Source organism: Emticicia aquatilis, from assembly GCF_014644295.1.
Taxonomy (GTDB): domain Bacteria; phylum Bacteroidota; class Bacteroidia; order Cytophagales; family Spirosomataceae; genus Emticicia; species Emticicia aquatilis.
Map to the genome: position 1 here is coordinate 1 of NZ_BMKK01000004.1, position 25,142 is coordinate 25,142.

20 protein-coding genes are annotated in these 25,142 nt (G+C 35.9%); 18 read left to right on the plus strand and 2 right to left on the minus strand.

The features are described 5' to 3' along the window. On the minus strand, window positions 1–2,174 hold a 2,174-nt coding region (locus IEX65_RS10160; protein WP_229250615.1), incomplete at its 3' end, for an Ig-like domain-containing protein. A 315-nt stretch (window positions 2,175–2,489) separates the two neighbouring features. Continuing rightward, window positions 2,490–4,379, minus strand: a complete 1,890-nt coding sequence (locus tag IEX65_RS10165; protein WP_188765953.1) for a DNA topoisomerase IV subunit B — start codon at window positions 4,377–4,379, stop codon at window positions 2,490–2,492. A gap of 180 nt (window positions 4,380–4,559) precedes the next feature. Between IEX65_RS10165 and IEX65_RS10170 the strand changes: the two genes are divergently transcribed. From IEX65_RS10170 to cysD, 18 genes are all read left to right on the plus strand, one after another. After that, on the plus strand, window positions 4,560–7,046 hold the full coding sequence (locus IEX65_RS10170; protein ID WP_188765954.1) for a polysaccharide biosynthesis/export family protein: 2,487 nt from the start codon (window positions 4,560–4,562) through the stop codon (window positions 7,044–7,046). 35 nt (window positions 7,047–7,081) lie between these two features. Continuing rightward, on the plus strand, window positions 7,082–8,173 hold the full coding sequence (locus tag IEX65_RS10175) for a hypothetical protein (protein ID WP_188765955.1): 1,092 nt from the start codon (window positions 7,082–7,084) through the stop codon (window positions 8,171–8,173). Window positions 8,174–8,233: 60 nt separating this feature from the next. Beyond that, complete coding sequence (locus tag IEX65_RS10180; protein WP_188765956.1) at window positions 8,234–9,067, plus strand: ABC transporter permease; 834 nt, start codon at window positions 8,234–8,236, stop codon at window positions 9,065–9,067. 125 nt (window positions 9,068–9,192) lie between these two features. Next, the gene (locus IEX65_RS10185) at window positions 9,193–10,437 is read left to right on the plus strand and encodes an ABC transporter ATP-binding protein (RefSeq protein ID WP_188765957.1); all 1,245 of its coding nucleotides are present in this window, start codon (window positions 9,193–9,195) and stop codon (window positions 10,435–10,437) included. Between the two features lie 65 nt (window positions 10,438–10,502). Next, window positions 10,503–11,582 (plus strand): DegT/DnrJ/EryC1/StrS family aminotransferase, encoded by a 1,080-nt coding sequence (locus IEX65_RS10190; protein ID WP_188765958.1) that lies wholly within the window; start codon window positions 10,503–10,505, stop codon window positions 11,580–11,582. Window positions 11,583–11,607: 25 nt separating this feature from the next. After that, window positions 11,608–12,588 (plus strand): glycosyltransferase family 2 protein, encoded by a 981-nt coding sequence (locus IEX65_RS10195; protein WP_188765959.1) that lies wholly within the window; start codon window positions 11,608–11,610, stop codon window positions 12,586–12,588. A 102-nt stretch (window positions 12,589–12,690) separates the two neighbouring features. Beyond that, complete coding sequence (locus IEX65_RS10200) at window positions 12,691–13,791, plus strand: glycosyltransferase family 4 protein (RefSeq protein WP_188765960.1); 1,101 nt, start codon at window positions 12,691–12,693, stop codon at window positions 13,789–13,791. Window positions 13,792–13,795: 4 nt separating this feature from the next. Then, window positions 13,796–14,389: a D-sedoheptulose 7-phosphate isomerase gene (gene lpcA, locus IEX65_RS10205; RefSeq protein ID WP_188765961.1), complete on the plus strand. Its 594-nt coding sequence runs from the start codon at window positions 13,796–13,798 to the stop codon at window positions 14,387–14,389. Beyond that, on the plus strand, window positions 14,386–15,543 hold the full coding sequence (locus tag IEX65_RS10210; protein WP_188765962.1) for a glycosyltransferase family 4 protein: 1,158 nt from the start codon (window positions 14,386–14,388) through the stop codon (window positions 15,541–15,543). Before lpcA ends, IEX65_RS10210 begins: the two co-directional genes overlap by 4 nt. Window positions 15,544–15,621: 78 nt before the next feature. Continuing rightward, a complete protein-coding gene (locus IEX65_RS10215) occupies window positions 15,622–16,602 on the plus strand; it encodes a glycosyltransferase (RefSeq protein ID WP_188765963.1) in 981 nt (326 codons plus the stop codon). 12 nt (window positions 16,603–16,614) lie between these two features. Continuing rightward, entirely contained in the window at window positions 16,615–17,634 is a 1,020-nt protein-coding gene (locus tag IEX65_RS10220) for a glycosyltransferase family 9 protein (protein ID WP_188765964.1), read from the plus strand. 25 nt (window positions 17,635–17,659) lie between these two features. Next, window positions 17,660–18,538, plus strand: a complete 879-nt coding sequence (locus IEX65_RS10225) for a hypothetical protein (RefSeq protein WP_188765965.1) — start codon at window positions 17,660–17,662, stop codon at window positions 18,536–18,538. 103 nt (window positions 18,539–18,641) lie between these two features. Further along, window positions 18,642–19,064 carry an STAS domain-containing protein gene (locus IEX65_RS10230; RefSeq protein WP_188765966.1) on the plus strand — a complete coding sequence of 141 codons (423 nt, stop codon included), beginning with the start codon at window positions 18,642–18,644 and terminating at the stop codon, window positions 19,062–19,064. A 111-nt stretch (window positions 19,065–19,175) separates the two neighbouring features. Next, the gene (locus tag IEX65_RS10235; protein WP_188765967.1) at window positions 19,176–20,087 is read left to right on the plus strand and encodes a ribonuclease Z; all 912 of its coding nucleotides are present in this window, start codon (window positions 19,176–19,178) and stop codon (window positions 20,085–20,087) included. Window positions 20,088–20,283: 196 nt separating this feature from the next. After that, window positions 20,284–22,362, plus strand: coding sequence for a ferredoxin-like domain-containing protein (locus tag IEX65_RS10240; protein WP_188765968.1), 2,079 nt, complete (start codon window positions 20,284–20,286; stop codon window positions 22,360–22,362). 14 nt (window positions 22,363–22,376) lie between these two features. Then, window positions 22,377–23,258 carry a sulfite exporter TauE/SafE family protein gene (locus tag IEX65_RS10245; RefSeq protein WP_188765969.1) on the plus strand — a complete coding sequence of 294 codons (882 nt, stop codon included), beginning with the start codon at window positions 22,377–22,379 and terminating at the stop codon, window positions 23,256–23,258. A gap of 53 nt (window positions 23,259–23,311) precedes the next feature. Next, window positions 23,312–23,989 (plus strand): phosphoadenylyl-sulfate reductase, encoded by a 678-nt coding sequence (locus IEX65_RS10250; RefSeq protein ID WP_188765970.1) that lies wholly within the window; start codon window positions 23,312–23,314, stop codon window positions 23,987–23,989. A 144-nt stretch (window positions 23,990–24,133) separates the two neighbouring features. Continuing rightward, a complete protein-coding gene (gene cysD / locus IEX65_RS10255; RefSeq protein ID WP_229250617.1) occupies window positions 24,134–25,069 on the plus strand; it encodes a sulfate adenylyltransferase subunit CysD in 936 nt (311 codons plus the stop codon). Window positions 25,070–25,142: the final 73 nt, after the last annotated feature.

Below are 25,142 nucleotides of genomic sequence, written 5' to 3' on the forward strand. Positions count from 1 at the left end.
TGATTAATAGTGATGTTTGGTAAGGGATTTACAGTCACACTTGTCGTGGCACTGGCACTGCATCCATTTGTGGCTACTACTAAACTGTAAGTTCCTGTATTTGAACTACTTGCATTTGAAATGATTGGATTTTGTAAACTTGAACTAAAGCCATTCGGCCCACTCCATAAATAACTATCGCCAACCGATGAAGTTAAATTAATGGCGTTTCCTGCACATACTGTCAAAGGCTGATTAATAGTGATGTTTGGTAAGGGATTTACAGTCACACTCGTTGTGGCACTGGCACTACATCCGTTTGTGGCTACTACTAAACTGTAAGTGCCTGTATTTAAGCTACTTGCATTGGAAATAATTGGATTTTGCAAACTTGAACTAAAACTATTCGGACCACTCCATGAATAACTATTCCCAACCGATGAAGTTAAATTAATGGCATTTCCTGCACATACTGTCAAAGGCTGATTAATAGTGATGCTTGGTAAGGAAGTAATTCCCACATTCACCACCATATCAACTGTATTTGTACCATCAGATACCCTGATTGTGAAAGAATCACTTCCAGTCTGATTATTATTTGGCGTATAGGTCAGTCCTGTCGGGCTTATACTTCCACCATTTGTTATACTCGAAAAAGGAAAACCTGTAAGAACTCCCTTCTGTGGGCTACTCTGAATAGACCAAGTTAACGTTTGTCCATTATCAATATCAGTAACCGCCAGTAAATTATTGATTGCTATTGCTGACGAATTTTGACAAACTGTCAATATCTGTGGACTTGCCAAAACAAAACTTGGTGCATTGCCAAAGCTGTAAATTTCGCCACTCGTAAACCCTGCATTAATTGCATTTGTAGCAATATCAGTTATTCCTGTACCAGAACCATTCAAGTTTAACTTTAGCGTTCCTGCTCCTGATATATTATTTACAGTAACCAAATAAATGCTACTTTGAAACGTCACATTGGCAATATTCCCTGAAACATTGCCCGTAGTTGCTAAACTAAAATCAGAAACATCAACCCCTGTTACGGTTTCAGAAAAACTTACGCCAAAAACTACACTTGGTGCATTCGTATTCTGGCTCGTCGGATTATTCCTTACAATGCTCGAAACCGTCGGGGGTATATTATCAAACTGAATTGAAAAAATAGATGAATTGGTATTTGAATTACCCGCTAAATCTGCATACCGATTTCCAATTACGTCAACACCTACTGCTCCATTTGAATTTGGCGTAATTGCGGCTGTATAAATCAACCCACTACCCGAAAAACTACCTAAAACTCCATTAGTAACACTTACATCGGTGTCCACAAATCCTGTTACAATTTCATTAAAAGTAAAAGTAACAGGAATCGGAGAATTTTTGGTCGGATTGCTCGCCGTACTCGTAATGGTTAGTGTGGGTGGAGATTTATCAATCGTATAAGTAGCACCAGTTGTAAATGGTTCGTTCGATAATGCGGGGGTCAAACCCGTATCATTCAATAAATTTAGCTTTATTGTCCCATTTCCAGTTCCCGAATTAACAACAACGGTCCATGTCGTACCCGAACCTGAAACCGAACTTATTGATGCACCAGAAACGCCCGTTGTTGATAAACTAAAATTACTACTTGTCAATCCTGTAATCGCAGCCGAAAAAGTGACGGTAAAACTTATTGAAGTCGCATTGGTCGTCGAAGCAGAAACATTCGTAATAGACGAAACCGAAGATTCCACTTGTGGTGCTGAAATGAGCGTTACATAAAGAGGGGTATTTGTACCATTGGATGTACAGTTATTTCCACCTAATTTTTCATTTAATTGAATCCTGTAAGAACCCCCAGTTGGAAAAGTATATTCAATTTGAGACCTTGTTCCGCCCGTTCCACAAAAATTATCATTAAACGCAATCTGCGTTGTTGAGTTTTTGGGAAATAACGTCATATACGTATCATAAGTGGCATCACAAAAATCAAATCTGTACTTCGCTCCCGCTTGAATATTATTGATTTCGTAGTAATCGCCTGCCCACATTGATTCATACAAGATAGAGCGAGTGCCAAGCACAAGATTACTTGCATCATTATTAGCTGTACCACCAAATGTTGGAGAGTTATTGAAAGGGCATTGGGCAAAACTGGCAAACCCAATGAAAAGAAAGAAAAAACAAAGGAAACTTTTCTTCATGACATAAAAGCTAAAATCGGTTTTAAATTACCGAAATTAAGCCGATGCCTGTATTTCTTGAAGCTGACTTATCAAATGGTATAATTGAACAGTTAAAGTGTCACAAAAATTTATCCTTTGGAATATAACAATAAAGAATAAATGCCGAACATTGTTAAAAAAATCATTAAATTTTAAATTCTTCTTTCAAGCTCAATTACAGTGTTTGAATTGTAGAAAAGGGTTATAATCACCCCATATTCAAACTAAATAAAAAGAAAAACTCAACCACCGTATTTCAAAATACAAGGGTTGAGTTTTCATAACAAACCAACATTATTTAATATCTAATACCTCAGCCAAAACTTCATCAATTTCATCCTTTTCAACTCGAAGATTTTCGATGATAAATTTCTGACGCTCTGGGGTATTCTTACCCATATAATAGCTCAAAATTTTCGGAATTGACGATTCTTTTTCCAAAATCACAGGTTCAAGACGAATATTTTCTCCAATAAAGTTTTCAAATTCGTTCGGTGAAATTTCTCCCAAACCCTTGAAACGTGTAATTTCTGGTTTTGGTGAAAGTTTTGAAATTGCTTTTTGGCGTTCTTCTTCCGAGTAGCAATAAATCGTTTCTTTTTTATTTCTTACCCTAAACAATGGAGTTTCGAGAATGTATAAATGTCCTTCACGCACTAAATCGGGGAAGAACTGTAAGAAAAATGTAAGCAATAACAATCTAATGTGCATTCCGTCAACGTCTGCATCGGTAGCAATAATGATTTTATTGTAGCGTAAATCCTCTAAACCATTTTCGATATTGAGAGCGTGTTGAAGCAAATTAAACTCTTCGTTTTCGTAAACGATTTTTTTAGTAAGTCCGAAACTATTCAATGGTTTTCCACGCAAACTAAACACCGCTTGAAGTTCAGGATTGCGTGCTTTGGTGATAGAACCACTCGCAGAGTCACCTTCAGTGATAAACATTACCGTATCAAATCGCTTCTCGTTTTTCTCATCATCTAAGTGAAAACGACAATCTCTCAATTTTTTATTATGCAAATTGGCTTTTTTGGCTCTTTCATTAGCTAATTTCCTTACACCTGCCAATTCTTTACGTTCACGCTCTGACTGCTCAATTCTTTTCTTGATGGCCTCCTTCACCGCCAAATTCATGTGCAGATAATTATCCAACTTCTCTTTCAAGAAATCACTGATAAAAGTTCTGACCGTTGGAGAATTGGGTTCAGGTGAAATCGTAGCCGAACCAAGCTTAGTTTTGGTTTGAGACTCAAAAACGGGTTCTTGCACACGAATCGAGATTGCACCAATGACCGACTGACGAATATCTTCGGGAGCATAATCTTTACCGAAGTGTTCACGAATCGTACGAACCAACGCTTCTTTAAAACCAGAAAGGTGCGTACCTCCTTGCGTAGTATTTTGGCCATTGACGAATGAATAATATTCTTCACCATACTGATTGCCATGCGAAAGTGCCACCTCAATATCTTCACCTTTTAAGTGAATAATTGGATAACGTAAAGAATCTTCGTCAGTTTTTCTTCTTAATAAATCCAAAAGTCCATTTTGTGAAATGTACTTTTGTTTATTGAAAACAATCGTCAGACCAGCATTGAGGTAGCAATAATTCCAAATCATTGCTTCAACAAACTGTGGGATATAATGGTAGTTCTTGAAAACCGAATTATCTGGCTCAAAAATTACATGAGTACCATTTTTTTGGTCAGAATCCATCATTTCTGACTCTTTGGTAAGTTCACCTTTGTTAAACTCCGCCCATTTCGATTTACCTTCACGGAAAGCCTGAACTTTAAAGTATGTCGATAGAGCATTCACTGCTTTCGTACCAACACCATTCAAACCAACAGCTTTTTGGAAGGCTTTGCTATCATATTTTGCTCCAGTATTAATTTTTGAAACTACATCAACCACTTTCCCGAGCGGAATCCCTCGACCATAGTCACGCACCTCTACCCTACCTTCATCGAGTTTTATTTCGATTGATTTACCATAACCCATTGCATATTCGTCAATGCAATTGTCCATTACTTCTTTAAGCAAAACATAAATTCCATCATCCGCTGCCGAGCCATCGCCTAATTTACCGATATACATACCAGGGCGTAAACGGATATGTTCTTTCCAGTCAAGTGAGCGAATACTGTCTTCGTTATAAGTTGCTTCTTTAATCTCAGCCATTTTTTCTTAGAATATTTTGTAGTTTGGGGTTTTATTATTTACTTTGCAATTCAAAGTTCTTTTTAATACATACTTAACATGAAACAGCAACAAAATAAAAAATCTTGTGTTACTTTGCATAACTTTTTCGTTTCCCAAAATAACCAAAGAGAAAGTCTTTTGACAAATAACGTTATTGATATGAAATTAAGCAAGAATAGTTTTTCACAATTTTTTTTCAAATTTACGCTTTTTATACTGATTTTTAGCAAAACATTTGGACAAAATCCTGTTGCTACTCCTACCGGCCCAACAGCCATTCCTACTAATCTCCCAACCAACATTCCAACTGGTGTACCTGCAAATACTGGAAATGGCAATGGAAATCAAGCTACTCCAAATATGCCACTTCCTGCAAAAAATCGAGCTTTAAATCCAAACGATGGAAATGCAGCAAGAAATGTACAGGCCAACCCAGCTGACCAAAGAGCTATTAATAAGGAAGATTCGTTAAGAATTATCCGTGAACAAGAAACAGAACAAGACGCAGCTAAAGCTACACTTAGAAGAAGAATCTTTGGATACAATCTCTTCAATACTGTAAAATTCGACCCAACTCCAGCTATCAACATAGCGACCCCAAGCAATTATGTACTCGGTCCTAACGACCAACTTTTGATAGATATCTATGGTTACTCACAAGTGATGTACAAACCTATTATTTCAGCTGATGGGTACATTACTTTAGATAAAGTTGGATTGATTTATATGGCTGGTTCGACCATCGAACAAGCTAAGGAAAGACTTAAAAGTCGTTTATCGAAAATTTATATTGGATTAAATCCATATTCTGGCTTTCCCGCAAATACTTTCCTAAATGTTTCATTAGGAAATATACGTAGTATAAAAGTTACAGTTACTGGCGAAGTGATTGCCCCAGGCACATACACGCTTTCTTCTTTATCGACAGTTCAAAATGCCTTATATGCTTGTGGAGGACCGAATGAAGTAGGTACATACAGAAAAATAAATATCATCAGAAATAACAGAATTGTATCTACTTTTGATATTTATGATTTATTGATGAATGGTTTTACGAAGAATAATATCATTCTTCAAGACCAAGATATTATTCAAGTATTACCTTACACTTCACGAGTGGCAGTAAAAGGCAATACCAAAAGAGAAGGCTTATTTGAACTATTGGAAGATGAAAAACTTAGTAAACTAATTGAATATGCGGGTGGATTCGCACCTTATGCGTATCATCATCGTTTAAAAGTATATAGAAATACAGCTCGTGAAAGAAAACTGTTAGATGTATTGGAAGCTGATTTCCCAACTTTCAAAATGCAATCTGGCGACTCAGTTGTAATTGAAAGAGTTTTAGAACGTTTTGAAAACATGGTTGCAGTAAATGGAGCTATTTTCCGTCCAGGTGAATATTCATTAGAAACCAGTCCAACACTTTCACAATTAATCAAATCGGCTGAAGGATTGAAAGGAGAAGCATTAATTGGTAGAATTTCAATCATCCGTACTCGTGAAGATATGATTGTTGAAAATATTTCGGTCAATTATGATGATATAGTTAAAGGTAAAGCAGCAGATGTCGTATTGAAACGTGAAGATGTAATCACAATCCCATCCATCTTTGATTTGACCGAACCAGCTTATGTGCGTATTCAGGGAGCATTGAATAATCCAGCAGCTGTTGATGGAATTGAAATGCCATTCTTGAGAAATATGACCATCGAAGATGTATTGGTAAAAGCAGGTGGTTTATCAGAGTCGGCATCGTTATCAAGAGTTGAAGTTGTTCGTCGCAAAAGAAATGTTGACCCAACATCGGCTAATGCTCAAATTTCGGATACTTACACTTTCAATATCAACGCCGACCTAAAAGTTGACCAAACAGGTAATAAATTCGTTTTATACCCATTTGATGAAATTTTTATTCGTCGTTCACCAAATTATATCGAACAAACATTCGCCGAAATTCAAGGTGAAGTAATTTTCCCTGCTACTTACGGTATCAAAAGCAAAACTGAAAAAATATCAGATTTGATTGAGAGAGCTGGGGGTTTAAGTCCACAAGCATATTTAGAAGGAGCTACTTTGGTACGTCAAATTCAATTAAGTGAAATTGAAATTGCTCAACGTCGTAAAGCAATTACAGAAATTACCAATAGTGTTAGAGGAAATCAGGCTGTACAAGTTGAAGATGTTAATGCAACAACAGTATCATCAATCGGTATTAATTTGATTAAAATCATGCAAAATCCAGGCTCAAATGAAGATATGGTTTTGCAAGATGGAGATATTATCAGAATTCCAAAACGCCTCGAAACTGTTCGTGTACAAGGAGAAGTTCTATATCCAACAACTATTAAATATTTGGACGATAAAAGCTTTATCAATTATATTTCAAATGCGGGTGGATTTACAAAAAAATCATTGAGAAGTAAATCATATATTTTATATGCCAATGGCTCGGTGGATAGAACTCGTAGAGTTTTGTTTGTCAATATCTATCCTAAAGTTGCTCCAGGCTCAGAGATTATCATTCCACAAAAAACAATTACAGCTCAACAACAGGTTGCCCAAGTACAAGGCTTGTTTTCTACCATTGCAGGTACAATGACAGCGTTTTTAAGTGTATTGGCTATTTTTCAGTTATCTAAATAATTGAATATTGTTGTAAATTAAAATTGAAAAGTAAAATGGCAGAATATCAAACAATACAAGAAGAGCAAATTAACACCAAAGATTTAATTAAAAAAGTAATAGGTGTCTTCAAACTTATTGGTAATGAGTGGAGATTACTTTTAATTAGTATTGCTCTCGGTACACTCATTAGTATCTTGCTTGATGTCAAAGAGTTAAAAGACACTGATTATACAGGAGAAATCCAATTTAATTTAGAATCAGGTGGTGGCCAACAAATGGGTTTAGGTGGTTTAGGCGGCCTGGCAGGTGCATTTGGAATTGGTGGTGGTGCAACTTCAAACGATTTATTCAGTGGAGGCAACTTTGGATTATTAATTTCATCAAAAACTCTTTATGAAAGAGCTTTAATGAAAGAAGTACTCATAGGCGGAAAAAAAACTCTATTTATCAATTTTTATAAAGATAGTAGTGATATTGCAAAAAAAGAATGGGGAGGAGATTTACTTCACGAACCTAATTTAAAAGCGATAAAATACCGTTTTAAGCCAAAGTCACCAAACGATTTTACGAAAGAAGAAAACATTTTGCTATCAACTATATACGAAAAACTTGAAGCCCAGACCTCTCTTCAATCTCTTGACAAAATGGGGTCTATCATGGTTTTGTCAGCTACAACAAATAGTGAATTTTTAACAAAAGTTTGGTTAGAAACATTATTAAAAACTCTTGAAGAATTTTATATTGAAGTACGAACTCGAAAAACCAGAGATATCTACGATATTCAGATGGTTCGCTTAAGAGAATTAGAAGGAAAATTAAGTTCAACTGACCGTCAGTTAGCTAATGCACAATTTCAAAATCAAAATGCTGTTGACCCAACAGCTCCAATGAGAACAATGCAGTTAAATCGTAGCAATAGTTATGTTTCGACCCAGTATTATCAACAATTAGCTGCAGTTGAACAAATAAAAATGCAATTAATCAATCAAACTCCACTCTTTACGGTATTACAACCAGTCCGATTGCCACTGACTCAACGCACCTATACAATTGGCGGTAACACCCAAAAAGGAGCACTTGTTGGTTTCTTCTTGTGTTTAGTTTTCATTATTATGAGAAAATCATATAAAGAGTTAATGAACTAATAAGTGAATTTGATTGACTTTAAATTTTAGTTTTGCCTTTTCTTTGAGGATTATTGATAAATGGATAAAGACAACGAAGTAGTAATAAAAGCAGGAAAATCTGCCTTACATTATTGGAGAGAAGTTTGGCGTCAGAGAGAATTATTTTGGATTCTGGGCAAACGTGATGTGATGGTTCGCTACAAACAAACAGTTTTGGGCGTAGCTTGGGGAGTAATCAGGCCATTAATGACTGCTATGGTTATGGTTTTTGCCTTCGGCAAAATTGCCAAGTTGGAGCAAGATTCAAGTATTCCTTATATGCTTGTTGTAATACCTGGAGTTATTATTTGGCTATTTTTCTCACAATCACTTTCACAAATTAGTAATAGTATTGTTGGAAACGGAAACTTAGTTTCAAAAGTATATTTCCCGAGAATAATCATACCATTTAGCTCGCTTTTAGTTGGTTTACTCGATGCAATGATTGCATTTGCAATGTTCTTTGTGTTTTGCATTTACTACCAATTTATTCCAAGCTGGCACATTATTTTTGCTCCTATATTTTTGTTTTTAGCATATTTAGGAGCATTTGGTGCAGGACTTTTCGCTTCGGTATTGAATGTAAAATATCGTGATATTGCTCAAATCATTCCTTTTGTAGTTCAATTTGGTTACTTTATTTCACCAGTTGCATACTCAAGTGAGCGAGTACGCAATGAATGGTGGTATCCGATTTATAATCTGAATCCAGTAGCTGGCACGATTGACGGATTGCGTTGGTGCCTATTGGGAGACTTCGCAGAATTTAATTGGCAGAGTTTTATCCCGATGCTCATTTTCGTAGCTATTTCAGTATTGTTCTCAATCTGGTTTTTCCGTAAAAACGAAAACTCATTCGTTGACCACCTATAAAAATCTAAATTGAGAATTATTTTTCAAAACATGATTTTTATTAGTTTTTCAAACAGAAGTTCATAATAAATTTGTAACAATTATCGCAAAGGTCATTTAAGCAATGGCTTTTTTGTAAATAATAAATGAAAGCAATTTCGATTGAAAATATTTCAAAGAAGTATATTCTAAGTCATAAAAAGAAGAAATACCAAAATCTGAAAGAAAGCGTTTCTGGATTTTTTACTGAGTTATTTACTTCAAAAGATGAAGAAGAAACAAAAGAGGTTTTCTGGGCTTTAAGAAATGTGAGTTTTGATATTGAGCAAGGCGACCGTATCGGAATCGTTGGCTCGAATGGTGCAGGAAAATCTACTTTGCTCAAAATTTTAAGTCGAATTACTGAGCCAACCAGCGGACAAGTAAAAGTAAATGGCCGAATGGCGAGTTTATTGGAAGTTGGCACTGGCTTTCACCCCGAATTAACTGGCCGTGAGAATATTTTTCTAAACGGTGCGATTTTGGGGATGAAACAACACGAAATCAGAAGCCAGTTTGATGAAATCGTAAGTTTTGCAGGTATCGAGAAATTTTTAGATACACCCGTAAAACGCTACTCATCAGGTATGTATGTGCGTTTGGGCTTTGCGATTGCGGCTCATCTTGAACCCGAAATTTTAATCGTTGATGAAGTTTTGGCCGTTGGTGACTCTGAATTTCAGAAGAAATGTCTCGGCAAAATGAAAGATGTTTCGAGTAGTGGTCGAACCATTTTATTTGTGAGCCATAATGCAACCGCTATTCAAGGACTTTGTAATAAAGCAGCATTCTTGCAAAAAGGGAATTTAATAAAGTACGGTGAAGTTGGCGAGGTACTGCATGATTACATGACGAGTATTTCTAAATTCCAATTACAACAAAATTGGGAAACGCCCGAAGAAGCCCCAGGAACTGACCAAGTAAGAATCAAGAATATTGAAGTTGTGCCAGAATTTATCAATGGAAGCAAAAACATTGATGTTCGTACACCGCTCAAAGTGAATATCGAGTTTTGGAATATGCTCGAATCCGCACATTTGAATCTGAGTATGTTTTTGTATAACATGACTGGCGAATGTGTGTTTAATGTAGGTAGCCAAGCTAAAACTTTCTCGAAGGGTCTTATCAAAGGAATGCTCGAAATTCCGGGAAATTTCTTGAATGATGGCTCCTACTACATTTCTGTTATGATTGTGAAAGATACAGCTGACCCAATTTTCTTTATGGAAGATGCAATTAGCTTCGATGTGGCCGATTGGCGTGAGGGCACAAACTGGTATGGTAAATGGCCAGGAGCAGTTAGACCAATCAACATTCCAGTACAAACATGGAAAATGGATGGTTTGATTTAATTGCAGTCAGGAATCAGAATTATTAGTAATCAACAAATTTTTACAGCCTTTATTGGCATTTTAAAGTGGCTATAAACGTAACAAAATCTTTTTTACCTCCGATTGAAGAATACCAAGAAATTATCAAAGGTATTTGGGACAACACGTGGCTTACCAATAATGGGCCCTTGGTTAGAAAATTAGAAGGTCAGTTAAAAGAATATTTAAACGTTGAAAATCTACTTTTTGTAGGAAACGGCACAATAGCGATTCAAATTGCACTCAAGGCATTAAACCTAACAGGCGAAATCATCACTACGCCTTTCTCCTACTGTGCAACAACAACTTCAATTTTGTGGGAAAGCCTCCAGCCAGTTTTTGTTGATATCGAACCAAAAACTTTCAACATCAATGCTGATTTAATTGAAGCTGCCATTACTGAAAAAACCTCGGCAATTATGGCTACGCACGTTTACGGTCGCCCATGTGATGTTGAAAAAATCGAAGCTATTGCCCAAAAACATAATCTGAAAGTCATTTACGACGGAGCACACGGATTTGGAGCTACCTACAAAGGCAAATCTGTGCTATCTTTTGGAGATATTACCACGTGCAGTTTTCATGCTACAAAAGTTTTTCATAGTATAGAAGGTGGATGTGTGGTAAGTAATAATGCTGACCTGAATAAAAAACTGGAATTATACCGCAGTTTTGGGCATAAAAATGATGACTATTACATGATGGGAATCAATGCAAAAAACTCTGAGTTTCATGCTGCCATGGGTTTGTGTAATTTGCCGAAAGTTGCCGATATTATCAATAATCGTAGGGTTATTTCAGAAAAATATGATGAACTATTGAATTGGGAAAAACTCCAACGCCCAAGCAATGAGATTGAAGGCTTTGAATATAATTATGCTTACTACCCAGTCATACTGGAGTCGGAAGTTAAACTTTTGCAGGTTACTGAGGCTCTCAAACAACACGAAATTACCCCAAGAAGATATTTTTATCCATCTCTCAACCAATTACCTTACTTAGATTTTTATAATCCTTGCCCAATTTCTGAGAACATTGCACAAAGAGCATTATCTTTGCCTCTTTATTACGATTTAGCATTGGAAGATGTCGAACGTATTGCGAGTATCATCAACGAAAATCTTTGAGTAAACACTTAAATCTAAGTTTCATTTGGTAACAGTTTCTATCATAATTGTCAATTACCGTACGCCCGAATTAATTGTTGAGTGTATCAAAACAATCAAACAATTTACTACAAAAGTTAGCTACGAAGTAATAGTTGTCGATAATGCTTCAAAAGGAGACGATGAAGGTTATATTAAATCATTCTTTCCCGAAACTATCTGGTTATCAATGAATTATAACGCAGGTTTTGCCCGTGCAAATAACGCAGGAATGAGAATTTCGAATGGAAAATACTTGCTTCTACTCAATTCTGACACAAAATTATATGAACCAGTAATTGATACTTGTGTCGCTCGACTTGAGGCACGGCCAGATGCTATTGCAGGTGGTGCTTATCAAGTTTACCCTGATTTAAATCCTCGTACGTTTTATCATACTTTTACATTTAGACGTGATTTTTGGATAGTTCCACCTAAATTTCGAAGTGTTCTAAATTCACTTATTCGACAAACAGAATACCAAGACCCCGAGCAAGTTGATTATATTGCAGCAGCATTTTTAATGGTAAGACGAGAAGGCTTTGAAAAGACCGGAGGATTAGATGAGGAATTTTTCTTATATGGTGAAGATACCGAATGGGGTTATAGACTTAGCAAACTCGGTAAATTATTAGTTTTCAAAGATTGTAATATCATTCACGAAGAATGGGGAAGTAAGCCCGAACGCTACGATGAAGCCCAAAATTACACCTATTTCAATCGTTTTGACCACCAAATTCAGCTTTCTAATTTAGTCTGGATTCGGAAACAGTTTGGAGCATTACACTATTTTTTATTGATGCTTCACTATTGGCTTTGGGTACCAACTTTTTTCTTGATGAAAATTGTTTCAAATGCAATAAATTTCAAAAATCCATTTTCAGAACTCGAAAATCAAAAGAAATTTGCTCACATGATTGGCGTTTTCTCTAAATATTTTTGGAATATTTTACTTAAAAAACCAACATTTTATAAGATTAGTAAATAATTATTGGAAAATTAGTTATTAGTCAAAATAATATCCCATATCCAATAACAGATTCCCAAATAAATCAGTAACTAATTTCCCAAAAACAAATAACCATATCTAATGAGTAAAAAATTAGTTCTTTTTATCACTCCCACGGGCGGACGAACAGGTTCGGAAATGCTACTTTGGTATTTACTGAAACGTCTTTCAGGAAAGATAAAAACAGCAATTTATACTCGTCAGAATGGAGAATTATTTGCCAATCACTCAACCGCCGAACAAACTTTTGTAAATACTTCCAAACGAGGATTTGTGTATCAAATCTATGAAGGAATTTATCATAAAATCTTCAAGATTACTCCCGAGGAAAAAAAGCTAATTGATATACAAAAACAAATAAAAGCCGACCGTTGGTATTTGAATACCCTCACAATGCCACAATTTGCCAAATTGGCGGTAAAACTTCAAGTTCCTTACGACCTCCACGTGCATGAATTGGTGAGTATTTATGACGAAATCCGATACGATGAATTTAAATTCATGTTCGATAATGCAGATAGAATTATTTGTTGTTCGTCAATAGTAGAAAAGCGAGTAAAAGAAATGGGCTATCAAAATACGCTCCTACTACACTCGTTTATTGATACACAAACCATTCAATTAAAAACCTCTGCCGAAACTATTCGTCAAAAACTCAATATTCCAACTAATGCTTTTGTTTGGGTAATGTCTGGCTCGATGAATCTAAGAAAAGGCTATGATACGGTCTGCGATTTATTTGAGTTTTTACCCGCAAACACCTATATTGCGTGGCTGGGAAGTGTTAAACAAACGGGAGTTTTGCACTACATTCGCCAAAGAACTAAGCTTGAAAAACTAAATTTTATCGAAATTGGTGAAAAATCTGACGAATATTATGATTATCTAAATATAGCAGATGGCTTTGTTCTGACCGCCAAAGAAGACCCTTTTCCTTTAGTAATGATGGAAGCTGCCTATCTCGGTAAGCCAATTGTGGGCTATAACTCAGGCGGGATTTCAGAATTTGTGCAAGAAGGAATGGGAAAAAGTGTTGACAGCTTCAACCCAAAAGATTTGGCCGAAGCGATGATTGCTACACAAAATAAAACATTGGTTATTGACAAAGAAAAACTAAGAAATAGAGCCTTAGAGTTTGATATTCAAAACCAAATTAGCAAATGGGACTCAATTTTTGATTAAAAAAATGACAAACTATAAAGAAATTTTAGCCGAACTTCAAGAAGCCCAAAAAGTGCTGAATGATTTTATGAGTTCGGAAGAAAATATAAATAATATTGAAAAGGTTGCTGATTTGATGGCCGATGCCATCAAAAATGGCAAGAAAATTATCTCCTGTGGCAATGGTGGCTCGCATTGTGATGCCATGCACTTTGCCGAAGAACTTTCTGGACGCTACCGAGATAACCGTAAATCATTGGCGGCAATTGCCATTTCTGACCCAAGCCATATTTCTTGCGTAGGAAATGACTATGGTTTCGACTATATTTTTTCAAGATTCATCGAAGGTTTAGGAAATGAAGGCGATGTACTTTTAGGGATTAGTACAAGTGGAAACTCCAAAAATATTATTAATGCCACCCAAGCTGCTCGTGAAAAAGGCATGAAAGTAGTGATTTTTTCTGGAAAAGATGGTGGAAAACTGGCAGGCTTGGCCGATGTAGAAATTAGAGTACCTCATTTTGGTTATGCCGACCGTATTCAAGAGATTCACATCAAAGTCATACATATCTTGATTATGCTCATTGAGAAAAAAGTATTAAATCAAACAGTATCATGAAAATTTTATTTGTAAGTCATGATGCAAACCGAGCTGGGGCTCAACTTTTTTTGCTGAATGTCATGAAGTATTTGAAGCAAAAAGGTGTAGAAATGCAACTTTTATTGCTTGGAGGTGGGGTTCTTGAAAATGATTTTGCCGAAATCTGTACAAATCATTTTTGGCCAAATACAAACCCTCAGAAAAAAGGCATCAAAAAAGCAATTTCTAAACTTGTCAAGAGCCAAAATGACTCAAATGCAACTCAGCAACTTTTGGAAAACCTTCAAAACGCAAATTTCGACTATATCTATGCCAATACCATTGCCTCGGCTCATGTTTTACCAAAACTGACCGAATATGTAAAGGCTCCATTATTGGCTCACATTCACGAATTAGAGTTTTCGATACAACTTTACTCGCAAGCAGCAGACAGAAAATTTTTATTTAGCTATGCCACAAAAATTATTGCTTGCTCACAGGCAGTGTCCGAAAATATCATAGAAAAGTATTTAGTTTCAGCTCGAAAGATTGAAGTTATTCATTCATTTGTTGATAATGAGGCTATCCTAAATCGAATTGAAGCAACTGATAATCAATCAATTAAACAAAAATATAATCTTCCAGAAACTGGTTTTTTGATTGGTGGATGCGGAAACGCTGAATGGAGAAAAGGTATTGATGTTTTCTTACAAGTAATTAACCAAATTCTCAATACAAGCAATGAAAATTGTCATTTCGTTTGGATTGGTGTAAAAAAAGAAGGCGATTATTATGAGCAAATTTCATACGATATTGCCAAAATGGGAATCGCAGATAAAATAACGTTTATCGAACAAACGCCCGATGCGGTTGAATTGATAAACTGTTTGGATATTTTTACGATAGTTTCGAGAGAAGACCCATTCCCTCTCGTGATGCTCGAAGCCGCACTGGCTCAAAAAACTATGATTGGTTTCGATAAAACTGGTGGTTGTAGAGAGTTTATTGAAGAAGATGCTGGAATAATTGTGCCGTATTTGAATACATTCTCTATGGCTTCGAGTATTATTAAATTATTTCTAAATCAATCTTATGCCAAGCAACTTGGACAAAAAGCCAAAGATAAAGTTTTGAATAAGTATAGTTTTGAAAATTCGGTAATGAAAATTGAAAGTTTACTGGGGTCTTTCTGATAAAACTTTTTGGTTTAAACCCATTCTTTTCTTACAAACGGAGATATTTCGGCGAGCAGAATGCTCACCCTACATTATATGACACTTATATTTACACTTTGTTCGGTCAATTATTTAGCCCAAGCTCATACGCTCGGAGATTCTTTGCGTGAACAAAATCCTGATTTTGAATATATCATTGGTTTGGTAGACAAACTCGACACAAAAGACATTGACAAATCAAAACTACCTGATTATCAATTACTTGAAGTAGATAAAATAAACATTCCAGATTTTGCAGGAATGTGTGACCGCTATGATATTACCGAGTTAAATACTGCAGTAAAACCCTATTATTTTGATTATTTTTTAAAAAATAGACCAGACATTACAAATATCATCTATTTCGACCCTGACATTATTGTTTTTGACAAACTAAGTCACCTAACAAGCAATTTAGTAGAATATAATATAGTAGTAACTCCACACATAACTACTCCCTACAATGACGATAAATGGCAAAATGAAGAAGATGTAGTGAATACTGGAGTATTTAATTTTGGTTTTGTGGCCATTAAACGTTCTGAAAGTGCTGCCCGAATGATTGATTGGTGGTGCAAGAAACTCTACGAAGAATGTAAAATTGATTTATGTAATGGCCTTTTTGTTGACCAACACTGGGCAGAATTCTTTCCCGCATTTTTCGAGAAAGTATTAATTGACAAACACTTAGGATATAATGTTGCTTATTGGAATCTGCACGAAAGAGTTTGTTCGCTAAAAAATGAAAAATGGTTTATTAACGAAAATATCCGCTTACAGTTTTTCCATTACAGCGGATATTTAATTGCCAAACCTCAGGAAGTATCTAAATATCAAAACAGGATTGATTTTGAGCATCGCCCAGATATAGTTCCACTTTTTGAACTTTACAAAAATAAATTATTGACAAACAACGAGCTTTACTGGAAAAACTTCAAATGTGATTATATAAAACCTAAAAAAGTTAAAAGACTTGTAAGAGTTAGAAAGTACTTAAAACTTCCCTTGGAAAAATTAGCACAGATATTCGAATCTTGATTTTTACTATTTATGCAAAAATTCATAGTACTTTGGTTGCACAGATATAAAAAATACACACACATTCTCAATGTGTATTTTCGTTTTCTTGTTGATTTTTCCAAGATTTACATTCAAAAAAAAATTTTAAATAAAAAGGTTACAGCCATTATTCTGACTCAACAATTTGGGGATATTGTAGCCAGCGAACCACTCGCCCGACAAATCAGAGAGACCCATCCTAACGATATTATTCTTTGGATTGTAAAGCCTATTTTTAAAGAATTAGTAGTTCATAACCCAAATATTGATACAATAATTGATGATTTCTGTGCCAACCATCGTCGCCTTTTGATAAACTCAGGTATTTTTGATACGACATACAACCTTCAATTTAGAAATAATAGTTTCTGCGAAACTTGTAATATTTATGTAGAAAACCTTGTCGCTAACACAAAAGACATAACGATTCATAATTATTATTTTCATGGCAATTTACTGAATGTTCAGCAAAAAATTGCTGGTTTTCCAACTACCAATCAATCACCTCAGTTACATATTTCTAAGAAAGAAATAGAAAAGGTCGATACGCTATCATTGCCAGTAAAATTTATTGTAGTACATTGTCAATCTGCACAAAATAGTAGGAATTGGGATAAAAGTAAGTGGGAGAAGTTTATTGAATTTCTTATCCAGAATACTGATGCAAAAATTATTGAAATTGGTTTATCGAGCGATTTAAACATTAACTCAGAGCGTTATATCAATCTGTGTGGCAAACTTAGCATTTTAGAAACCGCCGAAGTGATTCGTAGAGCTAAGTTGTTTATTGGTATTGACAGTGGTCCTGCTCATTTAGCCAATGCCGTAGGCACTTTTGGTGTGATAATGATTGGAAAGTTAGCTAATTTTATAAATCACATTCCATACTCTGGACAATATAAAACAGGCGAAAATGCTATTATTATTAGAAATACTGAGGGTGCAAGTGCTGAAATTCCTGTTGAAACGGTTATAAGTACTCTTTTAGAAAAACAATTATTACCTAATTAACTGGTTCTTTAGACTCAACATAAATATGCTCATATTTACCGTTTGTTCCATCAATCAATTGGCAAATGCCATTGTTTTGGGCGACTCCGTGAAAACTCATCATCCTGACTATGATTTTCAAATTGGTTTAGTTGATAAAGAATCTAACATTCCGAGTTTTATTCAATGTCCTTACCCTATTACTGAAGTTAACTCACTCAATATCAGTGGTTTTGAAGAAATGTCTGTGCGTTACACACACGAAGAAATTGTAGCTGATTGTAAGCCTTTTTTTGCAGCATATTTTCTCCAAAAAACAGAAAAATTAATTTTCATTGATTGCACTACTGTTGTTTTTCAATCAATTTCATTTGTTACCGACATTCTGAATCAATCAAATATCATTATTACACCACAATTATTATTTGCTAATGCTCACCCAGACGAAAAGCAAATTCTTAATTCGGGAATCTACCATTCAGGTTTTATTGGCCTAAAAAAATCGGAGGAAACCACCAAATTCTTAAAATGGTGGGGAAACAATACTCGTCAAAAAGGTTTTAAGGATATGTGCAAAGGACTCAATGCTGACCAACTTTGGCTGGAGCATGTCCCTGCGATGTTTGATGGAGTGCACATTCTGAAAGAAGCTGGTGTAAATATTGGATATTGGAATATACCAGAAAGAAATATCAATCAACTAAAATCAAACGAAAAACTCTATTCGATTAACTATCGTGACAGAGCTTTCCCGAGCGATTATCGAGAAAAATTAAATAATTATTCTCACAAAAAACTTTCTAAGATTACGCCAGCTTACGGCTTTGAAGACCCCAACAGGCCAACAATAGGCAAAACAATTGCCAAGAAAATTCGTTCTGTAAATAAGTTAGTCGATGTCATTCTCGACAAATTTGTTTCTTAAATTCAAATCATCTGGCCATAAATTCACGAAATAATATTTCGACTGGCATCTAAAAATAAATTTTTGGCTTAAATTTGCAAAAAATAAAAAGCTATCATCACTTATGAGTTACTCTGTTGAGAAAACCGAACACTACGCCCTTATTCAATTAAACGAGAGCAAATTCGACAAATCAATTACTGGCGAAATTGAAAAACAGATTGTTGTTTTGTATCGTGAGGGGCTAACAAATATGATTGTTGACTTCTCAAAAGTTTTAGAAATTGACGAGACGGGCCTTTCTCTTCTCCGAAAAGCAACCCGTGTTTGCCGCACTGAGCAAGGTCTTTTTATTGTTTGTACGAAAGATGACGATATTCTCGACCTCATTGATGGTGAAAAAATCCCAGAGATTGTTTTGTTGCCAACAGTTGATGAAGGAATCGATGCAGTATTTATGAACGATTTAGAAAACGATTTCCGTGAAGAAAACGACGACGAGTTCGATTTAGGCGAAGACAACGGTTTCACAGAAGGAAAATTCTAATTTATAGTTACTGGAAATTGGAAAACTGCGGGACTGCCCGTGCGGTTACTGGTTATAAATACTCACACCAATTTTCCAATCACTAATTTTCCAGTAACAAATAACCAATTTATGAATTTTGATTTTTTAGTTTTAGGTACTGGCTCGGCGACTCCTGTTGTAAATCGACACCCCTCAGCTTTTTTGTTATCAATCGAAAACGAATCTTTCTTGATTGATTGTGGAGAAGGTACGCAGTATCGTTTACTCGAACAAAAAATCAAATCTTCAAGAATTCGACATATTTTTATAAGCCACCTTCACGGCGACCATTATTTTGGATTGGTTGGTCTTCTTTCGAGTTGGAGTATGAACCAACGCAAAGAAGACCTAACGATTTTTGCTCCTCGTGGGCTCGACGAAATCCTAACGGCTCAATTCAAGCACTCTGATACTCGCCTACATTATAAAATCAATTTTGTAGAAACCGACACCGAAAACGTTTATCATTTACTCGAAACAAATTTAGTTACGGTTGAAACTATTCCGCTTCACCACCGTATTCCGTGTTGTGGTTTTTTGTTTCGCTCAAAAGCTTGTAAGAGAAAAATTGTTGCAGAAAACCTTCCTGCAAATTTTCCAATTCCATACTTAAAGATGCTAAAAGATGGACTTGATATTTATGATGAATTAAGCGGAATCACTTATAAAAACGAAGATTACACCATCGCAGGTGGTACTTCGAAATCATTTGCCTACTGTTCGGATACCGCATACAATGAACTAAAAATCAATCAGTTACAAAACGTTGATGGCATTTATCACGAAGCAACTTTTACTGATTCCGAACTAAAAAGAGCTGAACAAACCAATCATTCAACGGCTCGCCAAGCAGCCATGATTGCCCAACAAACTAATGCCAAACAATTAATTATTGGCCATTATTCTTCTCGATACAAAACCCTTGATTCTCATCTCATCGAAGCTAAAGAAGTATTTGAAAATACCTTTTTAGCTGAAGAAGGAAAATCTTATAAAATATAGTTAAAAATTGTAGAGCAAGTTTCTAACTTGCTTACTTCCCTTACAAACAAGTTAGAAACTTGTACTACGCTATTTTTTTATACATATTTTCGATAAAATTGTACTTATCAAATATTTTCAAAAAATAAATACCCATTAAGTCTATAACTATCATAGACTTAATATATATTTGTGTATTAAAAATACTTAGATAGATATGCAAAGCTTTCGAACAGAGTTAGAGAATCCTTTAGTCGAAAAAGACATCATAGATTTAGAGCGTAAAATTAGAATGTTTCGTGAGGGTAAAATCCACGAAGAAAAATTCCGTAGTTTGAGATTGGCACGTGGAGTTTATGGCCAACGCCAGCAGGGAGTTCAGATGATTCGCATCAAATTACCTTATGGTAAAATGACGCTCAAGCAGTGGAAACGAATTGCCGATATTTCTGACGAATATTCAACTGGAAATCTACACTTTACGACTCGACAAGATGTTCAGATTCACTTCGTGAGTCTTGACAAAGCTCCAGAACTGTGGGCGAAACTTGAACAAGATAATATCACCTTGCGTGAAGCTTGCGGTAATACCGTAAGAAATATCACAGGCTCTCCTACTTCGGGCATCGACCCAAATGAGCCATTCGATATTACGCCTTATGTACACGCTACTTTTGAATACTTCTTACGTAACCCAGTTTGTCAAGAAATGGGTCGTAAATTCAAAATGTCATTCTCGAATACTGACGATGACACAGCACTCAGCTACATGCACGATTTAGGATTTATTCCAAAAATCAAAGATGGTGTTCGTGGTTTCAAAGTGATGTTGGGTGGTGGCTTAGGTGCTCAACCACAATTAGCTCATTTGGCGTATGAATTTATCGAAGAAGATGCAATAATCCCTTTCATCGAAGCCGTTTTGAGGGTTTTCGACCGTTATGGAGAAAGAAACTCTCGCCACAAAGCTCGCTTGAAATTCTTAATTGCTAAAATTGGTTTCGAGGCTTTCATGGAGTTAGTGGAAGAAGAAAAACTTTCTTTGAAAGTAAAAACCTATAAAATCAATACTGAAAAGTCAGAACCAGAAGCAGGAATTGACTCAGCAATTAGCACAAAAGATAGCGTTGAGTTTCAGAATTGGTTTAAAACCAACGCTTTTGCCCAAAAACAAACTGGTTATTACGGCGTTTTCGTACGAGTTCCTTTGGGAAATATCTCAAGTACTGTTTCTCGTAGCTTAATCGAAAAGCTCGAAGGTTTAGTAGCCGATGATGTTCGTGTAACAGTAAACCAAGGCCTATTGCTTCGTTTTGTAAAAGCCGAAAACCTCGTTGCCGTATTTGACATTTTAAGTGAACACAATTTAGCTGCTCCAGGTGCTAATAGCATCGTAAACATAACGGCTTGCCCAGGAACCGACACTTGTAATTTAGCAATTTCAGATAGTACGAGCATTTCTCTTGAATTGGAGAAAGTAATGAAAGAAGATTTTCCTGAATTGATTGAGGAAAATAATATGCAAATCAAGATTTCGGGTTGTATGAATGCCTGTGGCCAGCACAGTATGGCTCACATTGGTTTTCATGGTAGCTCATTAAAATCAGCAGGAAAAGTATTACCAGCTTTGCAAGTATTGCTCGGCGGTGGTACAACTGGAAATGGTGGTGGAAGAATCGCTGATAAAGTAATCAAAGTGCCGAGCAAAAGAGGCCCACAATTACTTCGCACCGTATTAAATGACTACGAAGCAAATGGCTTAGAAGGAGAATATTTCAATGACTATTACGACCGTCAAGGCGAAAAATATTTCTATGCTTTATTGAAGCCTTTAGCCGATTTGACAACTTTGGTTGATACAGATTTTGTTGATTGGGGACGTGATGAAATTTTCCAAACAGAAATTGGTGTTGGCGAGTGTGCGAGTGTAATCATTGACTTGGTAGCTACGCTTTTCTACGAATCAGAAGAAAAAATCGAGTGGGCAAAAGAAGCTTTCAACGAAAGCCGTTACGCAGATGCTATCTACTATGCGTATCAATCACAAGTAAATACAGCAAAAGCATTATTGCTCGATAAAAATATCAATTGCAGTACGCAACACGGTATTATTTCTGAATTTGATAAACATTTTGAAAGCGAATTTGGCGGAAATATCAAAGAACAAATCTTGCAAATCAACAAAAATGAGCCAAGTAAAGACTTCGCTGTTGATTACATCTCAACTTCAGAAGAATTCTTGAAACAAGCCATGACTGTTCGTGAAACGCTCAAATCAACTCTCGAAGTTGCTTAACATAGAACTAATTTATGAAAAGAATTGCTATCGCTTTAAGTGAAAATGTACAAATGAAATTCATTGCTTATGCCATGATTTTCATGAAAATTTCACTTTTGGGTATTCTGATTTACAGAATTTCAACTGGCTTAAATGGTTTTGATTTCCAATTTGATACCAAATTACTTTATTATACAGGAGCAGGTTTTTTAGCTCAATTGGTTGATGGAGCTTTGGGTATGGCATACGGTGCATCTTGTACTTCAATGCTTTTAGGGCTTGGTGTTCCACCTGCTTATGCAACAGCCAGTGTTCATACCGCTGAAGTATTTACAACGGGGGTTTCTGGACTCTCTCACATATATTTTGGAAATATCGACAAAAAATTATTTTTCCGAATTGTATTGACGGGTGTGGTTGGTGCTATGATTGGGGCATATCTGATTTCAGATGTTTTCGATGGAAAAATGATTAAACCTTATATTTCAATCTATATGATTATTCTGGGTAGCGTCATTATCTCAAAAGCATTTAAAACTCGACCAACCGAACCACAAAACAAAAACTTAGGTTTGTTAGGCCTTTTTGGCGGATTTCTTGATTCAGTTGGTGGTGGTGGCTGGGGGCCTTTGGTTACATCAAACCTCATCAGTAAAGGTAATGCTCCAAAAGAAGCAATCGGAACAGTAAATACAGCGGAGTTTTTTGTATCATTCTTTAGTACAGGGGTTTTCATGCTATTTATTGATATTCAAGCATGGCAAGCAATCGCAGGTTTAATCATCGGAGGTGTTTTTGCTGCTCCATTGGGTGCATTTTTGGTGAAATTATTTAAGCCCAAAACCATCATGATTTCGGTTGGTATTTTGGTTGTTTTATTAAATATTTGGAATTTAGCCAAAGCTTGGCTTTAAATAAAACTAAGACTTACGAAGTTCAACAAAATCGTAATTCATAATTTCTTCTCATGGTAGATATTTTAGAAAAATATACATTGGCTGAAAGCCTCAGCTACATTGCCAGTCAATATCCTTCAAAAGTTGTCTTTTCAACTTCTTTAGGGCAAGAAGACCAAGTAATAACCGACGCCGTTTTCAAGAATGACCTTGATATAAAAGTATTCTCTTTAGATACTGGCCGCTTCTTCCAAGAAACGTATGAGTTAATTGACCGCACACGTTCTCGTTATAAAAAGAATATTGAAATTTACTTCCCAAACACCGAGAAAGTACAGCAACTCGTTACACAAAAAGGAGCTAACAGTTTTTATGAATCGGTTGAAAATCGTAAAGAATGCTGCTTTATTCGTAAAATCGAGCCACTAAAAAGAGCGTTAGCAGGTGCTGAAGTTTGGATTACAGGTTTACGTGCCGAACAATCGGAGAATCGTAATGATATGAAGATTTGGGAATGGGATGAAGGAAATAAAGTATGGAAATTCAATCCGTTGATTCACTGGACTTATGAAGATGTTTTGAAATACATTTCCGAAAATAAAGTACCTGACAATCCGCTGCATCGCAAAGGTTTTATTAGCATTGGTTGTCAGCCTTGTACACGTGCCATTGGCCCTGACGAACACCCAAGAGCTGGACGTTGGTGGTGGGAAGAGTCGAAAAAAGAGTGCGGACTTCACGCTGGATAATTCGATTTACCAAAAGAACTGCTAACTTTGCAAAGTTTTGTTCGTGCTACACGAGCATTTTAATAAATATCAATGCGAATGAATTCATAAATTTTCGTTCGTAAATTATAAATCGTACGGGGTCGCTCGTCGTAATTCATTAGAATGAGTACTTTTTCAGAAAAAACAACGGTTTATCAAGCAAATGACAGCTCATTTCCGAGAGAATTGGAAGATGAAGCCATCTATATTTTGCGTGAAGTAGCGTCTCAATTTGAGAAACCAGCTATATTATTTTCGGGTGGAAAAGATTCTATTACCGTCGTAAGACTTGCCCAAAAAGCGTTTTACCCTGGTAAAATCCCTTTTGCCCTTCTCCACGTTGATACAGGACATAATTTCCCAGAAACGATTGAATACCGTGACTGGTTGGTAAATAAACTTGGATTAGAACTTCACGTGCGTTACGTAGAGGATTCAATCAAACAAGGCAAAGTGAAAGAAGAAACTGGAAAATATGCCAGTCGAAATGCTTTGCAAACCGTAACACTTTTAGATGCAATCGAAGAATTTAAGTTCGATGCTTGTATTGGTGGAGCAAGACGTGACGAAGAAAAAGCTCGTGCCAAAGAGCGTATATTCTCAGTTCGTGACGATTTCGGTCAGTGGAATGCTAAAAAACAACGTCCAGAATTGTTCGATATGCTCAATGGTAAAATCGAATTGGGCGAAAACATAAGGGTATTCCCAATTTCAAACTGGACTGAGTTAGATGTTTGGAATTATATCAAAGAAGAAGAATTAAGAATTCCATCTATCTATTTCACACACGAGCGAGAAGTCTTTGAGCGTGATGGTATGATTTGGGCAGATTCTGAATTTATCAATAAGTCAGAAGATGAAGTTCCGTATAAAACTCAAGTACGTTTCCGCACGGTTGGTGACATGACTTGTACGGCTGCGGTTTTATCAACGGCAGATAACTTAGACGATGTAATCGGTGAGATTCTTTCGGCACAAATTTCGGAGCGTGGAGCCAGAATTGACGACAAACGCTCAGAAGCAGCCATGGAAAAACGTAAACAAGCGGGATATTTTTGACCCCCTGCCCCTAAAGGGGTGTTTACCGTTTCTCAGATTACAAATCACAATTTCAAAACAGACCTTTTTCGTA